Annotated in this window: 17 protein-coding genes and 1 tRNA gene; 8 read left to right on the top strand and 10 right to left on the bottom strand. The window is 71.3% G+C overall.

The window, feature by feature from the left end:
- Positions 1–300, bottom strand: a 300-nt coding sequence (locus Q1K33_RS14830) for a hypothetical protein (protein ID WP_300405295.1), incomplete at its 3' end; no start/stop codon positions are given.
- 250 nt (positions 301–550) lie between these two features.
- Between Q1K33_RS14830 and Q1K33_RS14825 the strand changes: the two genes are divergently transcribed.
- Genes Q1K33_RS14825 through Q1K33_RS14815 form a run of 3 tightly spaced genes read left to right on the top strand, consistent with a single transcriptional unit; the run spans position 551 to position 5,366 of the window.
- Positions 551–1,837, top strand: a complete 1,287-nt coding sequence (locus tag Q1K33_RS14825) for an acyl-CoA dehydrogenase family protein (RefSeq protein ID WP_300405294.1) — start codon at positions 551–553, stop codon at positions 1,835–1,837.
- Positions 1,837–2,979, top strand: a complete 1,143-nt coding sequence (locus Q1K33_RS14820) for a zinc-binding dehydrogenase (RefSeq protein WP_300405293.1) — start codon at positions 1,837–1,839, stop codon at positions 2,977–2,979. Before Q1K33_RS14825 ends, Q1K33_RS14820 begins: the two co-directional genes overlap by 1 nt.
- The gene (locus Q1K33_RS14815) at positions 2,976–5,366 is read left to right on the top strand and encodes an enoyl-CoA hydratase-related protein (RefSeq protein WP_300405292.1); all 2,391 of its coding nucleotides are present in this window, start codon (positions 2,976–2,978) and stop codon (positions 5,364–5,366) included. The genes Q1K33_RS14820 and Q1K33_RS14815 overlap by 4 nt, the downstream gene beginning before the upstream one ends.
- 30 nt (positions 5,367–5,396) lie before the next feature.
- On the opposite strand, the gene Q1K33_RS14810 is transcribed toward Q1K33_RS14815, so the two are convergent.
- From Q1K33_RS14810 to zwf, 4 genes are read right to left on the bottom strand one after another with little or no spacing between them, the layout of a single operon-like run.
- Entirely contained in the window at positions 5,397–5,873 is a 477-nt protein-coding gene (locus Q1K33_RS14810) for a DUF4112 domain-containing protein (RefSeq protein WP_300405291.1), read from the bottom strand.
- A 44-nt stretch (positions 5,874–5,917) separates the two neighbouring features.
- Positions 5,918–6,592, bottom strand: coding sequence for a bifunctional 4-hydroxy-2-oxoglutarate aldolase/2-dehydro-3-deoxy-phosphogluconate aldolase (gene eda, locus Q1K33_RS14805; protein WP_300405290.1), 675 nt, complete (start codon positions 6,590–6,592; stop codon positions 5,918–5,920).
- The gene (gene edd / locus Q1K33_RS14800; RefSeq protein ID WP_363319728.1) at positions 6,576–8,465 is read right to left on the bottom strand and encodes a phosphogluconate dehydratase; all 1,890 of its coding nucleotides are present in this window, start codon (positions 8,463–8,465) and stop codon (positions 6,576–6,578) included. Before edd ends, eda begins: the two co-directional genes overlap by 17 nt.
- Positions 8,466–8,494: 29 nt before the next feature.
- The gene (gene zwf / locus Q1K33_RS14795) at positions 8,495–10,015 is read right to left on the bottom strand and encodes a glucose-6-phosphate dehydrogenase (RefSeq protein ID WP_300405288.1); all 1,521 of its coding nucleotides are present in this window, start codon (positions 10,013–10,015) and stop codon (positions 8,495–8,497) included.
- Between the two features lie 125 nt (positions 10,016–10,140).
- On the opposite strand from zwf, the gene Q1K33_RS14790 reads away from it, so the two are divergent.
- Positions 10,141–11,313, top strand: a complete 1,173-nt coding sequence (locus Q1K33_RS14790; protein WP_300405287.1) for an ROK family protein — start codon at positions 10,141–10,143, stop codon at positions 11,311–11,313.
- Positions 11,314–11,341: 28 nt separating this feature from the next.
- Here Q1K33_RS14790 and Q1K33_RS14785 read toward each other — a convergent pair whose 3' ends face one another.
- From Q1K33_RS14785 to Q1K33_RS14775, 3 genes are all read right to left on the bottom strand, one after another.
- Positions 11,342–12,094, bottom strand: a complete 753-nt coding sequence (locus Q1K33_RS14785) for a DUF4386 domain-containing protein (RefSeq protein ID WP_300405286.1) — start codon at positions 12,092–12,094, stop codon at positions 11,342–11,344.
- Positions 12,095–12,303: 209 nt separating this feature from the next.
- Positions 12,304–12,708, bottom strand: coding sequence for a TIGR03618 family F420-dependent PPOX class oxidoreductase (locus Q1K33_RS14780; protein ID WP_300405285.1), 405 nt, complete (start codon positions 12,706–12,708; stop codon positions 12,304–12,306).
- Complete coding sequence (locus Q1K33_RS14775; protein ID WP_300405284.1) at positions 12,705–13,286, bottom strand: YceI family protein; 582 nt, start codon at positions 13,284–13,286, stop codon at positions 12,705–12,707. Before Q1K33_RS14775 ends, Q1K33_RS14780 begins: the two co-directional genes overlap by 4 nt.
- Positions 13,287–13,516: 230 nt before the next feature.
- Here Q1K33_RS14775 and Q1K33_RS14770 point away from each other — a divergent pair, with 230 nt between their 5' ends.
- Positions 13,517–13,822, top strand: a complete 306-nt coding sequence (locus Q1K33_RS14770) for a helix-turn-helix domain-containing protein (protein WP_300405283.1) — start codon at positions 13,517–13,519, stop codon at positions 13,820–13,822.
- 43 nt (positions 13,823–13,865) lie between these two features.
- Here Q1K33_RS14770 and Q1K33_RS14765 read toward each other — a convergent pair.
- Positions 13,866–13,938, bottom strand: a tRNA-Lys gene (locus Q1K33_RS14765).
- Between the two features lie 496 nt (positions 13,939–14,434).
- On the opposite strand from Q1K33_RS14765, the gene Q1K33_RS14760 reads away from it, so the two are divergent.
- The gene (locus tag Q1K33_RS14760; protein WP_056863399.1) at positions 14,435–14,638 is read left to right on the top strand and encodes a cold-shock protein; all 204 of its coding nucleotides are present in this window, start codon (positions 14,435–14,437) and stop codon (positions 14,636–14,638) included.
- 342 nt (positions 14,639–14,980) lie between these two features.
- Complete coding sequence (locus tag Q1K33_RS14755; RefSeq protein WP_300405282.1) at positions 14,981–15,154, top strand: hypothetical protein; 174 nt, start codon at positions 14,981–14,983, stop codon at positions 15,152–15,154.
- 26 nt (positions 15,155–15,180) lie between these two features.
- Here Q1K33_RS14755 and Q1K33_RS14750 read toward each other — a convergent pair whose 3' ends face one another.
- A complete protein-coding gene (locus Q1K33_RS14750) occupies positions 15,181–16,230 on the bottom strand; it encodes a hypothetical protein (protein WP_300405281.1) in 1,050 nt (349 codons plus the stop codon).
- Between the two features lie 68 nt (positions 16,231–16,298).
- Between Q1K33_RS14750 and Q1K33_RS14745 the strand changes: the two genes are divergently transcribed.
- Positions 16,299–17,267, top strand: a complete 969-nt coding sequence (locus Q1K33_RS14745) for an NUDIX hydrolase (protein WP_300405280.1) — start codon at positions 16,299–16,301, stop codon at positions 17,265–17,267.
- Positions 17,268–17,414: the final 147 nt, after the last annotated feature.

Below are 17,414 nucleotides of genomic sequence, written 5' to 3'. Positions count from 1 at the left end.
GCCGTCGCCGTCGCCGTCGCCGTCGCCGTCGCCGTCGCCGTCGCCGTCGCCGTCGGGCGCGGAGCCGCTCGCGTCGCCGGCTGCCACGTCTGTGCCGCTCGCGGCGTCGGCTGTCTCGTCGTCGACGTCCGACTGCTGCTCGTCGTGGTGCGCCTGCCAGCGGTCCAGGAGCGAGGCGGCACGACCCTCGGTCCGCGGGGTCTCGTCACTGGCCTCGCCGGGACCCGTCGCGTCCATCGGGCGCTCGGAGTCGCCGGAGTACCCGGTCTCCCCAGCCCCAGGGGCGTCCCGCTTGGTCACGGCCGCCAACCTACGCCGTTCGGCGGCCGATGTCTGGACGTTCCGGGTGCATGGACGCCCGTGTTACCGACAGGTACAGACCAGTGCCGACGCCGGACGGACGCTCTCCCCGCCCGGGGCGGGTGTGGCCGCCGCGCCTGACATAGTGCCCAGGGGATCGACACGTCCCACGAGCCGATCGATCCACTCGATCACCCAGCCGCCGGCGCCGCGAGGTCGGCCGACACCGAGTCACCAGGAGAGTCGCCACATGAGCTACGGGCCCTCGGGGATGTACCCCGCCTACCCTGCCCCCAGCGAGGCCGCGCAGCGGCACTACGACGCGATGCTCGCGTTCCTGCGTGAGGACGTCCTGCCCTCCGAGGCGTCCTACGAGACGTTCCGGCACGAGACGGCGCAGCAGCGTCCGGGCGACCACACCGTGCCGCCGGTGATCGAGGAGCTCAAGACCAAGGCACGCGAGCGAGGCCTGTGGAACCTCTTCCTGCCGCACGCCAGCGGCCTCACCCAGCTCGAGTACGCCCCGATCGCCGAGCTCTCGGGCTGGAGCCTCGAGCTGGCACCGGAGGCCATCAACTGCGCGGCACCCGACACCGGCAACATGGAGCTGCTGCACCTGATCGGCAACGAGGAGCAGCAGCAGCAGTGGCTCGAGCCGCTGATGGACGGTCGGATCCGCTCCGCCTTCGCCATGACCGAGCCCCGGGTCGCCAGCAGCGACGCGACCAACATCGAGACCCGCATCGAGCGCGACGGCGACGAGTACGTCATCAACGGCCGCAAGTGGTGGATCTCCGGTGCGGCCGACCCGCGGTGCGCCGTGCTGATCGTGATGGGCAAGACCGACCCGGAGGCAGCGACCCACCGCCAGCAGTCGATGGTGATCGTGCCGGTCGACACCCCCGGCGTCGACATCCAGCGCTCGCTGCCGGTCTTCGGTCGCCAGGACCAGCACGGTCACTGCGAGGTCGAGTTCACCGACGTACGGATCCCGGTCACCAACATCCTCGGTGAGGAGGGTGGCGGCTTCGCGGCCGCGCAGGCTCGACTCGGTCCGGGCCGGATCCACCACGTGATGCGCGCGCTCGGGGCCGGTGAGCGGGCCCTGCTGATGATGGTCAACCGCGCCCAGCAGCGCACCGCCTTCGGTGGAGCTCTGGCCGAGCAGTCCGCGGTGCGCGAACGGATCGCGGAGTCGCGCGTCGAGCTCGAGCAGGCACGGGCGTTGTGCCACCACGCGGCGTACGTCGTCGACAGCGAGGGCAACAAGGCCGCGCGCCACCTCATCGGGGCGGCCAAGATCGCCGTACCCCGGGCGGTCTGCTCGGTCATCGACCGCGCCATCCAGCTCCACGGGGGCGCGGGCGTCACCGACGCCACGCCGCTGTCGATGCTCTACGGCTGGCACCGAGCGATGCGGCTCTTCGACGGTCCCGACGAGGCGCACCTGACGACCCTGGCGCGCGCCGAGCTCACCCGGGAGCCGCTCTTCGACCTGCCACCGAGCATCTTCGACCAGCTGCGGGTCACCGACTGATGAAGGCGCTCGTCTGCCAGGCCGGCGACCTGGAGGTCCGCGACGTGCCGGACCCCGTGCCCGGCAAGGGCCAGCTCGTGCTCGACGTCGTCGCGTGCGGCATCTGCGGCTCCGACCTCCACGCCCGTCGGCATTGTGACGACATGGCCGACGCGGCGTCCGCGGCCGGCTACGAGGACTTCATGCGCTCCGGCGACGCGGTCGTGATGGGCCACGAGTTCTCCGGGACCGTGCGCGCGGCCGGCGAGGGCGCCAAGACAGCCGAGGGCACGCCGGTCGTCGCGATGCCCATCCTGCGGGCCGCTGCTCGCCAGGACGGCGTCCAGCTCACCGGGCTGACCTCGAAGGCTCCGGGTGGGTACGCCGAGCAGGTGCTCGTGCAGGAGGCGCTGACGTTCGCGATCCCCAACGGGCTCTCCCCGACGACGGCCGCTCTCACCGAGCCGATGGGCGTCGCGCTGCACGCCGTACGACGGGGGCAGGTCGCCAAGGGCCAGGTCGCGATCGTCATCGGGTGCGGCCCGATCGGGCTCGGCGTGATCGCGATGCTCAAGGCCCAGGGCGTACGCCGGGTGGTCGCCAGCGACTTCTCGCCCGGACGCCGGGCGCTGGCCGAGCAGATGGGCGCCGACGTCGTCGTCGACCCGGGCGAGCAGTCGCCGTACGAGGTCTACGACGAGAAGTTCCTCGACGCACCGGGCCTGCTGGAGCTGGCCGTCGGCAGCATGGAGAAGCTGCGCGCGGTGCCGTTCCTCCCGTGGCAGCACGTCTTCCGCGCTGCCGAGGTCGCCGGCGCGACCCCGAAGGGGCCGGTGATCTTCGAGTGCGTCGGCGTGCCCGGGATCCTCGACGGCGTGATCGCCGCGGCCCCCGTCTACGCGCGCGTCGTCGTGGTCGGTGTCTGCATGGGCGAGGACCGGATCCGTCCGTCGATCGCGATCAACAAGGAGGTCGACCTGCGCTTCGTGCTCGGCTACACGCCGGCGGAGTTCCGCGAGTCGTTGCACCTGCTGGCCGACGGCAAGGTCGACCCGACCCCCTTGGTCACCGGCACCGTCGGGCTCGACGGCGTGGCGCAGGCCTTCGAGGACCTCGGCAACCCCGAGGCGCACGCCAAGATCCTCGTGGAGCCGCGCGGATGAGTGCTTCGGTGGACGGATCGGTGGACGTCCCGATCCTGGTGGGTGCCGCACAGTGGTCGGAGCGGCTGGGCGAGGAGGCCTACGAGGCGCTGTCGCCGGTCGACCTGGCGGCGCGCGCGGTCGGTCTCGCGCTCGACGACACGGGCGCGGACGCGGGCGTGTGTGGGCGGATCGACGTCGTCGCCTGCACCCGCCAGTTCGACGAGTCGTTCCCCGGGATGCCCGCGCCGCTGGGGCGCTCCGACAACTTCCCGCGCTCGGTGGCCGGCCGCGTCGGTCTCTACCCCGAGCGGGTGATCTACGAGGTCTCCGGCGGCCAGTCGCCGCAGCACCTCGTCACCGAGCTGTGCGCAGAGATCGCGTCCGGCGCCGTCACGGTCGGCGTGATCGCGGGCTCCGAGGCGATCTCCACCGTGCTCGACCTCGCCCGAGGCGAGGACAGGCCCGACCTCAGCGAGACCGTGACGGGCAGCGACGGGGACAGGGGGGCGGGGCTCGAGGGCATCACCACGCGCTACCAGGCCGGGCACGGTCTCGTGGACGCCCCGACGCAGTACGCCCTCTTCGAGCACGCGCGGCGCTCGCGGCTCGGGCTCACCCGCGCCCAGCTGGCCGACGAGATGGGCACCCTCTTCGCACCGTTCTCGGCGAAGGCCGCCGAGCACCCGCACGCCGCCGTGCGCGAGGCGCGGACGGCCGAGGAGATCGTCACCGCCACCGACGCCAACCGGATGATCGTCGACCCCTACCCCAAGGCCGTCGTCTCGCGCGACAAGGTCAACCAGTCGGCGGCGCTGGTGCTGACCTCCGAGCGGGTCGCGGCCGAGCTCGGGATCCCGCGGGAGAAGTGGGTCTACCTGCGCGGCCACAGCGACCTGCGCGACCGCGAGCTGATGCGCCGTACCGACCTGAGCGTCGCGACACCGGCCGTGACCGCGGTCGGTGCGGCGTTGGAGATGGCCGGCATCGGGCTGGCCGACGTGGCGACGTACGACCTGTACTCGTGCTTCCCGGTCGCCGTCTCGATCGTCGCCGACGGCCTGGGCCTGGCGCACGACGACCCGCGCGGCCTCACGGTGACCGGTGGCCTGCCGTTCTTCGGCGGTCCCGGCAACTCCTACTCGCTCCACGCGATCGCGGAGACGGTCGAGCTGTGCCGCGCGACGCCGGGGGCCTTCGGGCTGGTCGGCGCCAACGGCGGCACGCTCAGCAAGTACTCCGTGGGGGTCTACTCGACCGCGCCCGGCGTCTGGCAGGCGGGCGACGACGTCCGGCTCCAGGCCGAGCTGGACGCCGTGCCCGACCATCTCGTCGCGCACGAGGCCGACGGCTGGGCGACGATCGAGACCTGGACGGTGCAGTACGTCGGCGGCGAGCCGACGCGTACGGTGGTCGTCGGGCTCCTCGACGACGGTCGCCGCTTCCTGGCCAACGACCTCGACGGCGGGGCCGACGGCGGCGAGCTGATCGCCCTGCTGCTGGGCGAGAACGCCCATGGCGCCAGGGTGTTCGTGCGCTCGGTGCCGCAGGGCAACCGGGTGGCGATCAGCGAGGAGCGGATGTCCGAGCTGGTCCCGACCCGGCCGGTCGGCTTCCGGGAGAGCTACGAGCACGTGGTGGTCGAGCGGCGCGGTCACGTCCTGGAGGTCACGATCAACCGCCCGCACGTGCGCAACGCGCTGACGCCGGACTCCAGCCTCGAGATGGAGGAGGTGCTCGACGCCTACCTCGCCGACCGCGACCTGTGGGTCGCGATCATCACCGGCGCCCCGGGCGAGGACGGCAAGGGTGCGTTCTGCGCCGGCAACGACCTGCTCCACACCGCCGCTGGCGGTGCCCTGTGGATGCCGAGGACCGGCTTCGGCGGACTCACCTCGCGTCGTGGGGTCGACAAGCCGATCATCGCCGCCCTCAACGGCCACGCCTTCGGCGGCGGCTTCGAGCTCGCCCTCGCCTGCCACCTGGTGGTGGCCGAGGAGCAGGCCCAGGTCGCGCTCACCGAGGTGAAGGTCGGCCTGGTCGCCGCGATGGGCGGACTCGTCCGGCTGCCGCGCGTCGTCCCGCCCCACCTGGCCAACGAGCTGATCCTGACCGGTCGGCGGATGGGCGTCGAGGAGGCGCAGCGCTGGGGCCTGGTCAACCGGGTGGTGCCCACGGGCTCGGCGCTGGCCGCTGCGCGCGAGCTGGCCGACGAGCTGATGGAGAGCTCGCCGACGTCGGTGCGGATCTCGCTGCAGGTGATGGAGGAGGCCCGCGCGCACGCCGACCCGGTCGACGCCCTGGAGGCGCCGAGCGACGCGCTGGACAAGCTGCTCGTCTCCCGCGACACGAGCGAGGGCGTGACGGCGTTCGCGTTCAAGCAGAAGCCGCGCTGGCGCAACCTGTAGCTCGCCTCCTCCGCGGGCTCGGGCGGCCGGCTAGAGGACCGCGCGCACCAGCAGCACGAGCACCACGACGCCGACGACCACCGCGAGCACCAGAGGCAGTACGACGAGCCCGAGGGCCGCAGCCAGGTAGCCGGCGGTCGGTGGTCCGGCGTCGGGGTGCTGTGCGACGGCGGCCTCGAGCAGGCGCACGTTCTTGCGCGAGGCGCGGTGCGCCACGTCGGCGAGGTCGCCGGCGACCGGGACGAGCCCGAGCAGGGCGTCGAGGAGGATGTTCCAGCCCATCCGCGCCAACGTCGGCACGGGCACCCGCGCCTGGACGGCGTCGTACACGACGATGCCGGAGATCGCCGAGCCGGCGAGGTCGCCGACCCCGGGCACCAGCCCGATCACCGAGTCCAGGCCGATCCCGATCCGGGTCCCCGGCACCGTCACCGCGTCGTCCATGATCCGGGCGATCAGCCGGCTGCGCGCGGGTGTCGATCCGCGGGGCGTCGTTGGTGCATCCACGGCCCCAGTCTGACCGAGGCCCGTCTGATCACGTCCGGGTGAGGTCAGGCGGCCGGCCTCAGCGCCGCGGCCGCGGCCGCGAGCTCGGTGATCCGGCCCCAGTCGCCGGCGGCGATCGCGTCGGCCGGCGTCAGCCAGGAGCCGCCGACGCAACCGACGTTGGGCAGGGAGAGGTACGACGGAGCGCTCGCCGCCGTGATCCCGCCCGTCGGGCAGAACCGGGCGGCAGGCACGGGCGAGGCGATGGACTTCAGGTAGGCCGCCCCACCTGCCGCCTCGGCCGGGAAGAACTTCATCTCCGTCACGCCGGCCTCCAGGACGGCGATCACCTCGGAGACCGTGGCGGTCCCGGGCAGGAAGGGCACGCCGGTCGAGGTCATCGCGGCGAGCAGACCCGGCGTCGCGCCGGGCGAGACCAGGAAGCGCGCCCCCGCGGCGACGGCCATGTCGGCCTGACGGGCATCGACGATGGTGCCGGCGCCGAGGACGATCTCGGGCACCTCGGAGGCGATCACGCTGATCGCCTCCAGCGCGACCGGGGTGCGCAGCGTGAGCTCGATCGCGGGCAGCCCGCCGGCGACCAGCGCGCGAGCGAGCGGGACGGCGTCCTCGACCCGGTCGACGAGCACGACCGGCATCACGGGCACGACGTCGAGCAGCGAGGCGGCCCCGCCGTCGGGCCCGGACAGTGGTGCGACGGACTCAGACGTGTTGGACAACGGAGGCCTCCTGCGTGGGCTGGTCGGGGACGGGAACCGCCGGGCCGCCGGCCAGGGCGTCGGCGGGGAAGATGCTGGCGCCCTGGTCGGCGGGACCGACGGTGGCGCGGAACGCCGCGAACAGGATGCGGCCGGTGTCGGCCCACTCCTCGCCCTCGGGCGCGCGCCCGGTGGGGGCGCGGTGCGCGAAGTCGGTCACGCCCTCCAGCTCGAGCACGCCGCGCTCGGCGTCGACCACCACGATGTCGCCGTCGCGGACCCGTGCGAGCGGGCCTCCCATCGCGGCCTCGGGCGTGACGTGGATGGCGGCGGGGACCTTGCCCGATGCGCCGGACATCCGTCCGTCGGTGACGATCGCGACGTGCTGGCCGCGGTCCTGGAGCACACCGAGGGCCGGGGTGAGCTTGTGCAGCTCGGGCATCCCGTTGGCAGACGGACCCTGGTAGCAGATCACCGCGACCAGGTCCTTGCCGTCGAGCTCGCCCTCGCCGAAGGCGGTGAGGAAGTCGGCCTGGTCGTCGAAGACGATCGCCGGCGCGCGCACGACGCGGTGCTCCTGCTTGACCGCCGACGTCTTGATGACCGCCGTACCGAGCGGGCCGGTGAGCACGCGCATGCCGCCGTCGGGGGCGAAGGGCTCCTCGACCGGTCGCAGCACGTCGAGGTCCAGCGAGGTGGGGGTCCCGTCGACCCACTCGACGGCACCGTCACGCAGCACCGGCTCCTTCGTGTAGCGGCGCAGGCCCGGACCCATGATCGTCTGCACGTCCTCGTGCAGCAGTCCGTTGTCGAGCAGCGTGCGGATGAGGTAGCCGATCCCGCCGGCGGCGTGGAAGTGGTTCACGTCGGCCGAGCCGTTGGGGTAGATCCGGCACAGCAGCGGCACGACGGCCGACAGGTCGGACAGGTCCTGCCACGTGAGCTGTACGCCGGCCGCTCGCGCGATCGCGACCAGGTGCAGCGTGTGGTTGGTCGACCCGCCGGAGGCGAGCAGACCCACGCAGGCGTTGACGATCGCCTTCTCGTCGACCAGCTCGCCGATGGGTGTCGGCGACCCGCCGGCGTGGGTGATCGCGACGGCCTGAGCGGCGGCGGCCTCGGTCAGCGCGGAGCGCAACGCCGTACCGGGATTGACGAACGACGAGCCCGGCAGGTGCAGCCCGAGCATCTCCATCAGCAGCTGGTTGGAGTTGGCGGTGCCGTAGAACGTGCACGTGCCGCGCGAGTGGTACGACGCGGCCTCGGCCTCGAGGAGCTCGTCGCGGCCGACCTTGCCCTCGGCGTGGAGCTGGCGCACCCGCGCCTTCTCCTTGTTGGGCAGGCCCGACTCCATCGGACCGGCGGGCACGAACACGGTCGGCAGGTGGCCGAACGACAGGGCGCCGATCAGCAGCCCGGGCACGATCTTGTCGCACACGCCGAGCATCAGGGCGCCGTCGAACATGTCGTGGCTGAGCGCGATCGCCGCCGACATCGCGATCACGTCGCGGCTGTAGAGCGAGAGCTGCATGCCCGCGCGGCCCTGGGTGACGCCGTCGCACATGGCCGGCACGCCGCCGGCGACCTGCGCGATGCCGCCGGCGCGGATCGCGGCCTTCTTGAGGACCGGCGGATAGTCGACGTACGGCTGGTGGGCCGAGAGCATGTCGTTGTAGCTGGTCACGATCGCCAGGTTGGGCTTGGTGCCGCCGCGCAGGACCTTCTTGTCCGCGACGTCGGCGGAGGCGAACCCGTGGGCCAGGTTGGCGCAGCCGAGCTTGCCGCGCGCCGGCCCCTTCTCGTCGGAGGCCCTCACCCGGCGCAGGTAGGCGGCGCGTGGCTTCGCGCTGCGCTCGACCAGGCGGGCGGTGACCTCGGCCAGGACCGGGTGCAGCGTGGGTGCCGGGGGGACGGTGGAAGAACTCATTCGTCGGACTCCTGCCAGTGGCGGCCGTCTCGCTCGAGGAGCGTGGCGGCGGCGGTCGGCCCGCTGGTGCCGGCCGGGTAACGCTTCGGTCGTCGGTCGGGCGACTCTGCCCACCGCTGGAGGATCGGCTCCACCCACGTCCAGGCCGCCTCGACCTCGTCACGACGCATGAAGAGCGTTGGATTGCCGCGTACTACGTCCATGATGAGGCGTTCGTAGGCATCTGGCGAGCGTTGGGTGAAAGTCGTCGCATAGCTGAGGTCCAGCGAGACCGGCCGCAGCCGGATCCCGCCGGGGCCGGGCTCCTTGGCCGTCATGTGCAGCTTCATGCCCTCGTCGGGCTGGACCTGGATGTGCAGCCGGTTGGGACCGACCGCTCCCTCGCTGTGCGGGAACATCGCGTGCGGCGGCTCCTTGAAGACCACCACGATCTCCGAGACCCGGCGGTCCATCCGCTTGCCCGTGCGCAGGTAGAACGGCACCCCGGCCCAGCGCCAGTTCTGCACCTCGGCGCGGATCGCCACGAAGGTCTCGGTGCTGCTGCCCGGGTGCCCCAGGTCGTCGGTGTACGACGCCACGGCCGCGCCGTCGACCAGGCCCGAGCCGTACCGGCCGCGCACCGTGTCGCGGTCGACGTCGGCGGGCTGCATCGGCTTGAGGGCCTGGAGGACCTTGAGCTTCTCGTCGCGCACCGTCTCGCGACCGACGTACGTCGGAGGCTCCATCGCCACGAGGCAGAGCAGCTGCAGCAGATGGTTCTGCACCATGTCGCGCAGCGCGCCGGAGCCGTCGTAGTAGCCGCCGCGCTCACCGACCCCGAGGGTCTCGGCGACCGTGATCTGCACGTGGTCGACCCAACGCGAGTTCCACAGCGGCTCGAGGAAGGTGTTGGCGAACCGGGTGACGAGGAGGTTCTGGACGCTCTCCTTGCCGAGGTAGTGGTCGATCCGGAAGATCTGGGTCTCGGTGAAGACCCGGCCGACGGCCTCGTTGATCCGCCGGGCCGAGGCGAGGTCGGTGCCGATCGGCTTCTCCATCACCACGCGCGAGGCCTCGTCGACCACGTCGATGTCCTGGAGGCGTTCGCAGATGGGGCCGAACAGGGCGGGGGCGACGGCGAGGTAGAAGACTCGCACCGTCTGCTCCGCCCGCGGGGCCGTCTTGAGCACCGCGTGCAGCTGGTCCCAGTGCTCGCCGTCCTCGGCGTCCAGGGTCAGGTGGTGGACGCGGTCGAGCAGGCGCTGCACGACGGCCTGGTCGAGGTCGGCGGCGGGCACGTGCTCGCGCAGCGAGGCGGCGACGAGGTCGCGGTAGCCGGCGTCGTCGAAGTCGGTCCGGCTCACCCCGATCACCCGGGTCGCGTCGTCGAGGTGCTGCTCGCGCTCGCGCTGGTAGAGGGCGGGGAGGATCTTGCGCAGGGCCAGGTCTCCGGTGCCGCCGAAGACCGTGAAGTCGCACGGCGGCAGCTGGCTGGCGAGGGAGTCGAACTCTGAGAGCTCCGAGGTCGGCAGGGTCACGCGTCAACGCTAAGCCTCGAAGACGCCCACGACAAGCACTACTTACGTCTTTCTGAGACAAAAGCAAAGCGATCGCGAGGGGGAGGAGTCGAAAGTCACCGGACGATCGGCCTAGAGTGGCCGCCGTGAGCCTGTCCGCGGGAGACCTCTTCGACCTGGTGCGCACCGGTGCCGCCGGGTCGCGCTCCGACCTGCGCCGGCTCAGTGGCCTCTCCCGTACGGCGGTCACCGCGCGCGTCGCGGCGCTCGCCGACGCGGGCCTGGTCGTGCTGGGGGAGGACCAGCCCTCGACCGGTGGGCGCCCGGCGACCGGCGTGATGCTCAACGCCCACGCGGGAGTCGTCCTGGCCGCCGCGGTCGGCCGCTCCCGCACCCAGGTGGCCGTCTTCGACCTCGCGGGCCGCGAGCTCGCGGCGGCGTCGCTCGACCACGCGCAGGGGACGGGCCCCGAGGAGGTCCTGCCCCCCGCCGTACGGCGCCTGGCCGAGCTGGGTGCGGAGGTCTCGGCCACCCGCGTCCTCGCAGTGGGCGTGAGCCTGCCCGGCACCGTGGACCCGGCGCGCGGCGTCAGCATCGACTCGCCGGTCATGGGCGGCTGGGACGAGGTCGCCCTGGCGCCGTACTTCGCCGAGGTCGAGGCATTCGCCGAAGCGCCGCTCTTCGTGGGCAACGACGCCGACGTGCTGGCGCGCTCCGAGCGGATGGGCCACGCCCAGGACCACTCCGACCTGCTGGTCGTCAAGGCCTCGACCGGCCTGGGCCTCGGCATCATCGCGGAGGGGCGCGTGGTCTCGGGACATCGCGGCGCCGCCGGCGAGATCGGGCACACCAAGGTCGACGACGCGGCGGGGCTGCCCTGTCGCTGCGGCGACACCGGCTGCCTGGAGACCCTGGCGGGCGGGTGGGCCCTGGTGGCGCGGCTCGCCGAGGCAGGTGGGGCCGGCCGGCCGCTCGGGCACGTGCGGGACCTGGTCGCCCTCGCCCTCGCCGGCGACGCCGAGGCCAAGCACCTGCTGCGCGAGAGCGGCCGTCGCCTCGGCGACGTCCTCGCCGTGGCGATCAACCTGCTCAACCCCGAGGCGGTGGTGATCGGGGGCGACATGGCGGCGGCCTTCGACGTCTACGCCGCCGGCGTCCGCGAGCGCGTCTACGCACGCTCCTCGGCCCTGGCCACCAGCGGCCTCCAGGTCCTGCCCGCCACCTTCGGCGACCGCGCCGGAGTCGTCGGCTGCGCCGCGATGGCGCTCGACCAGGTCCTGCGGCCCAGTGCGATCGACGCCCGGCTGGGGCGCAGATGATCGGGTCGGGCCGGTGGTCCCACCGCCGTCAGTCCGTGCTCGCCGCTACGGCAGGGCTCGATGAAGGGCCTCGGCTGATCAGCCACACGGCCATCACCAGTTCCTGCAGCGCTATGGGCGCAGCCAGCACCGTCCGCCATCCGTCTATCGCGTACGGCGGCCCGTCGGACAGGCCGAGCAGGGCGGTGCAGAAGATCAGCACGACGCCGATCACACCCCATACCACCAATGCACGTGGCAGTAGCCGGGACTTGAGGAGCGCCACATAGGTGAGCAGTGCTCCAAATCCGTAGAACACGACGCCGAAACCGAAGTGTGACGCGTCGCGCAGGCTCGTCACCACGAGGCCCAGACTCGCAATGCCGGGCTGCTCCACGGAACCGCTCGGCAGCTGCGCCAGCACCACCAGCGCCACCAGTGCGAACGCAGAGCCTGCGGCGAACACGGCCTCCACGCCACGAAATGCGACCGCACCGACCGCGAGGGTGGGGCAGTGGGAACGCAGCAAGGCGTGGAACCCCAGGGCGATCCCTACCGCACCTGCGGCGGTGACCAGCTGCAGCACTGCGCTCGTCATGACCCTGCTCTGATGGTCCCCCGCCGCGGCCACGGCGCCCGCACCGTTGAACCGCTCACCGAGCACGAGCGTCCCGGCGAGGCTGGTGAACACACCCAGGATGAGCATCGTGCCGACGGCGACACTGGCAGATCGCGGGACGGGCGGGTCACCGTCTGTCCGGACGATCGGACGGTCTCCTCCAGAACCGACAACAGGGGTCATGCCCGCACGATGCACGTGGTGGAGGCTCTTCCGACATCAGGGAAACCACCGACCGAACCCGGATTCCACCCCGATGAGATCTCCGCGTGGTCGGTTGTCGAGGTGACAGCACACATCCGGGGGATGTGCCTCACGAGAGCATCGCCCTGGTTGTGGGCACGCAGCCTGGCAGGCGTCGGCCCTTCGCGAGCAGCCGTCCGTCGACTGGCTCAGCCCTGAGCGCGCACGCGGGTGGGTCGGAAGGTCACCACGACTCGCTCCTCGGCGGCCTGATCCGCCATCGCCTCCAGGCTCTGGCCGTAGGTGCCGATGATCTTGGCCATGAATGACCGTTCCTCATCGTCGTCCTCGATCTCGACCGTGGCGCGGACCTCGAGGGTCCGCAAGGGATTGGCGGGGTCGAGCGCGAAGACGGTGGCCACGGGCCGCGCCGCGAGGTTGGCGAACTTCTGGCGGTTCTTGGCCAGCGACGTGCGCAGCACGCCGTCATCGTCGAGCAGGATCCAGACCGCTGTGGTCTGGATGGATCCGTCGTCGTTGACCGTGCTGAGCGCCACCGTGGAGGACCTGACCAGGTCCTGGTGGGTCGCGGGGATGCCACCGATCAAGCTCATGATCGGCTCTCCGCCTCCGAGACGAGGTCGGCCTCGATTTCGAGCTCGATGCTGACTTTGTCGCCGAGTGCGGCGCCCCCGCCCGGGATTGGGCCGTTGTAGCTGACCCCGAAGTCGTGGCGCACGATCTCGGTCGTGGCCGAGAAGCCCGCCTTTCCAGTCCCTTCCTCCATACCCGGACCGAACTCGGGTGGGCCCATCGTGAGTGTCACCGGCTGGGTGACTCCACGGATCGTGAGGTCGCCGTTGATGAGGAAGTCTCCCTCGACCAAGCGCACGCCGGTGGAACGGAAGGTCAGCTGCGGGTGCTCGGCTGCATCGAAGAAGTCGGCAGAACGGACGTGGTCGTCGCGCATGGGGTTTCCGGTGTTGATCGATGTCGCCTCGATCGTGGCTTCAACCGACGAGGTGTCCGGCGTCGCCCCGGTCACGATGGTCCCGGAGAAGGTGCCGAAGTGCCCACGCACCTTGCTGACCATCATGTGCTTGATCATGAAGCCGACGTGGGAGTGGACGGCGTCGATGGTCCAGGTCCCGGCGACCCAGTCGCGGGCAGGCATCTCAGTGGCGGTGGACATGTCTGTGCTCCTTTGTATGGTTCCGATGTGTGACTCGGTACTGTTTGATTACCAGAGCCACAGTCCCGGCCCCGTGGGCCAGCGGTCAATGCGGCACATTGCGATAACCGGGTTCCCTGGAGGTAACCGGCATGAGCGCCCAACGCAACGACCCAGCGTCCACGGCCTCGAGTCCTGTCGAAGCCGTTCCCAACGCCCCCGAGGCCTGTCGCGTCCGAGAGGTGCTCGACATGGTCGCCGACAAGTGGTCGCTCTACGTCGTCTCCAGCCTGGGCGCGGGTCCCAAGAGGTTCACTGTGCTCAAGCGTGAGGTCGACGGCATCAGTCAACGTATGCTCACCGTGACCCTGCGTGGTCTTGAGCGTGACGGCATCCTGACCCGCACCGTGCTCGAGGTGATGCCCCCGCATGTCACCTACACGCTGACTCCGATGGGCCACACCCTCCTCGACGCCATTGCCCCCCTCATCGACTGGGGTGCCGCCAATCTGGCCGACATCGACCGGGCGCGTGCCCGCTACCACGAGCACCGGTAGGCAGTCGGCATAGGTCGAGCCGCCATGGCGCGACCTCAAGGAGTGGGCCCCGTGGGACTCGAACCCACAACCTAAGGATTAAAAGTCCTCAGCTCTGCCAATTGAGCTAGGGGCCCGGTGTGCAGCGGCGCCAGCGTATCGCTGCTCGGCGTCCGGCCCGCGGGGTGCGCCCGCAGGTTGCGCCGTTTGGTCCCAAACGACAACGAATCCGCCCGGATCCCTGTCGTTTGGGACCAAACGGCATCCCCTGACCCCGCCCCGGCGACACCTCTCGCCGGCGCCCCGGCCCGCCTCGAGCGAGCGATTCGTCGTACGGCGAAGCCTCCGTCTGGCCTGGAGACGTCCTCGGCAACCGTCGTGTCACGCAACGTTCACACGGGTCGGGAGGATTGGGGGCGTACAGACCGTGCTACCTGGCCAGGTGCTTGCTACTGTTGTTCTCGCAACAGGTGCAAGTTCCAGCAGGTCTGACGCCCGCGGAGTTTGTGATCCAACGGCGTTTCTTCTCTTGGCTAAGCTCAATTGCTCAATCAGGGTCGGAGCGCAGTGTCACCGCACTTGCTGTGGGTCGTCGAAGTGACGGCTCCCACCCGAATGAGGAGTATCGAGCACATGGCTCAAGGCACCGTGAAGTGGTTCAACGCCGAGAAGGGTTTCGGCTTCATCGCGCAGGAGGACGGCGGCGACGACGTCTTCGTGCACTACTCGGCGATTCAGACCCAGGGCTACAAGTCCCTGGACGAGAACCAGAAGGTCGAGTTCGACGTCACCCAGGGGCCCAAGGGCCCGCAGGCGGAGAACGTCCGCCCCGTGTGACACCTGCTGGTCGCTGACCAGACTTTGACGCGAGGCCCCGCCGTACGGCGGGGCCTCGTGTTGCATTTCGGGTCAGCGGCGGGTCGCGAGGACAGCGCGGGCCCGCTCCGTGTCCGCTCCGTGCCCGCTCCCTGAGAGCTCCCTGAGCGCGTCCGGACCCCGACCCCGGACAAATCCCGGACACGACCGAACGCTGTCCGGGTACTGCTCAGGGCTGTCCGGGCCTGGCCCGTCCGGAACGTGCCGAATGGCCCGGTATGACCATCACGTCCTGCTGGCCCAGGCCGTAGACTCGGGGCCACAGGTTCGACCAGTCACGTATTTCGGGAGCGAGGGGGACCGATGCACGACCAATTCGACGTCACCCTCGAGGACGTGGACCTTCTCGGCGAGGTGGAGCTCACCACCAACCTCATCATCGCGGCCAGTGAGGCCGAGGAGATGCTGAGTCCGGACGAGATCGATCGCATTCTCGGGGTCAGGCCAGAGGTACCCCCGGCGAGGCGCGAGGCGTAGGCCGACCAGCCGACCGGCGACCTCCCTCAGCAGGTCGCGAACAGCACCGGCCCGTTGCTGAGGTCCGACAGGACGTAGGCCCCTGGCTCGGGCGCCAGGTCGAGGGCGACCGCCTGACCGGTGACGCTGACCCGGTCGAGGGTGAACCGTTCGCCGAAGGTGCCGCCCTGCCCGGGCGCCGGACCGGTGGCCAGCACGGCGCGCGTCTCGGCGTTGGTGCGGGCCTGCTCCTCGGACTCGAAGCCCATCACCACCCGGACGTCACCGCCGGGGCCGGCGCCGATCGAGAAGCCGGTCAGCGGGTTGACGTCGCCGGCCGCCGCGACCAGCGCCTTGCCCTCGTCCTCGTCGGTGGCGTCGGCGCGAGCCATGGCCAGGGCACTGCAGGCCTGGTCGCCGGTCGCCAACGACGCCGAGAGCGGCTCGCCGACGGCCTCGACGACGTCCTGCGGCAGGGCGTCGGTCTCGGCGACCTCGCCCGCGGCCACCGCGGCGGTGAGGCCGGCCGAGCTGTCGCTGGCGAAGAGGAGCCCCGCCTCGCTGTCCAGCGCGATGATCGTCAGCTCGGGGCTGATGATCGAGGTGATCTGGTCCTCGACCGGGTTGGCGACCCAGGCGCCCGTCGGTGAGTCGGGCTCCGCGTAGCCCGCCTTGCGCAGGGAGGAGATCACCCGGTCGAAGTCCAGGTCGGGCCCCGCCCGCATGGTCAGCGTGGCCACGGTCGGACCCTGGCTGAACAGCTCCCAGTCGAGCGTGGCGGGGGAGAAGCCGAGCCGCTCCTGCATGACCACCGCCGAGGCGCCCAGCGCCGACGTCGAGGTCAGGTCGTCCTCGAAGCCACGGTCGAGGAGGTCCTCGACGGCCGAGCCCGGCGACGCGGCGTCCAGGTCGAGCCCGACCTCACGCCGTACGGCGGTCCAGTCGGTCCACGAGAACCTCGCGCTGTCCGCGGGCGCCATCGCCAGTGCCCCGGCGAGGCGGGTGCGCTCGGCGTCGTCGTCCCCGAGCGACTGCACCAGCACGACCACCGCCGTCACCAGGACGACGAGCGCCACCAGCGCACCCACGATGGTCATCAGACGTTTACGCATCACGGTGGTGCCGGGTCTCCTCGATGAGCGGGGGTGGTGTGAGACTAGCCTTCGTGCCCGCCTCTCCCGCACGAGCCGCACGAGCCCCGCGTCCCGTCGCGTCCGCCACGGACCTCGCGACGGGGAGCCCGCAGGACGTCCTCGCCGCCGGCGTGGTGGTCTTCCGGCCGGGGCGCCGGGTCCTGCTGGTCCACCGCCCCAAGTACGACGACTGGTCGTTCCCCAAGGGCAAGCTCGACCGGGGCGAGCACCACACCGTCGCAGCCGTGCGCGAGGTCGCCGAGGAGACCGGCCTGCACGTGCGCCTCGGACCGGCCCTCGCAGCGCAGCGCTACTCCCTGGGCGGCCACCCGGAGCGGGCCGGCGCGCCGAGGGATCCCGGCGCCCAGCGCAGCAAGACCGTCTTCTACTGGACCGGCCGGGCCGTGGGCGACGACGACGTGAGCGACTACCGCCCCAACGCGGAGGTCGACGCCGTGGAGTGGGTCGATGCCGAGGAGGCCGCCGAGCGACTCACCTACCCCCACGACCGGACCACGTTGACCGAGGCGCTCAAGCGCCGCCGCAAGACCCGGGCGGTGATCCTGCTGCGCCACGCCAAGGCGAGGTCGCGGCGGGCGTGGCGCCAGGACGACCGCGAGCGCCCGCTGCTCAAGCCCGGCCAGCTCCAGGCCGAGCGCCTGGTGCCGTTGCTGGCGGCGTACGGCGTCACGCGGGTGATCAGCTCGAGCAGCACCCGCTGCGTGCAGACAGTGGAGCCCTTCAGCGCCACGACCGGCTGGGAGCTGGAGCAGCGGCGGCGCCTGTCCGAGGAGGACGTGTCGTCCAAGGGGCTGGCCCGCGTGGTCGACGAGGTGCTCGGCGACACCCGCTCCACGGTGGTGTGCACGCACCGTCCCGTGCTGCCTGCGCTGTGCGACGCGCTCGGCCTGGAGCACCCCGGCCTCGAGTTGGGCGAGATGCTCGTGGTGCACCTGCGCAAGAACAAGGTGGCGGGGATCGAACGCCATCTGCCGCGGTGAGTCAAGGCCTTTGAGGCTTGTTCACGTGATCGACGTCTCACCGTCCGACAGTCGTGATCATTTTACTTGTTTGAGTTCACCGCTCGTTCACCCATGACCACTGAGCCCGCCACTTCGCCTCCCCAGAGTGGGTCAACGTCAAGACAC

It is taken from the genome of Nocardioides sp. (assembly GCF_029937575.1).
Taxonomy (GTDB): Bacteria; Actinomycetota; Actinomycetes; order Propionibacteriales; family Nocardioidaceae; genus Nocardioides.
The sequence above is the reverse complement of the archived record's forward strand: the minus strand, read 5'-3'. Positions and strand labels throughout refer to the sequence as shown.

Bases quoted from the DNA above. Each gene is read 5' to 3' on its own strand.
- Q1K33_RS14755 (WP_300405282.1), top strand. From the start codon at position 14,981: ATGCACGACCAATTCGACGTCACCCTCGAGGACGTGGACCTTCTCGGC.
- Q1K33_RS14825 (WP_300405294.1), top strand. From the start codon at position 551: ATGAGCTACGGGCCCTCGGGGATGTACCCCGCCTACCCTGCCCCCAGC.
- Q1K33_RS14750 (WP_300405281.1), bottom strand. From the start codon at position 16,230: ATGACCATCGTGGGTGCGCTGGTGGCGCTCGTCGTCCTGGTGACGGCG.
- Q1K33_RS14775 (WP_300405284.1), bottom strand. From the start codon at position 13,286: ATGTCCACCGCCACTGAGATGCCTGCCCGCGACTGGGTCGCCGGGACC.
- Q1K33_RS14770 (WP_300405283.1), top strand. From the start codon at position 13,517: ATGGTCGCCGACAAGTGGTCGCTCTACGTCGTCTCCAGCCTGGGCGCG.
- Q1K33_RS14780 (WP_300405285.1), bottom strand. From the start codon at position 12,708: ATGAGCTTGATCGGTGGCATCCCCGCGACCCACCAGGACCTGGTCAGG.
- Q1K33_RS14760 (WP_056863399.1), top strand. From the start codon at position 14,435: ATGGCTCAAGGCACCGTGAAGTGGTTCAACGCCGAGAAGGGTTTCGGC.
- Q1K33_RS14815 (WP_300405292.1), top strand. From the start codon at position 2,976: ATGAGTGCTTCGGTGGACGGATCGGTGGACGTCCCGATCCTGGTGGGT.
- Q1K33_RS14785 (WP_300405286.1), bottom strand. From the start codon at position 12,094: ATGACCCCTGTTGTCGGTTCTGGAGGAGACCGTCCGATCGTCCGGACA.
- Q1K33_RS14820 (WP_300405293.1), top strand. From the start codon at position 1,837: ATGAAGGCGCTCGTCTGCCAGGCCGGCGACCTGGAGGTCCGCGACGTG.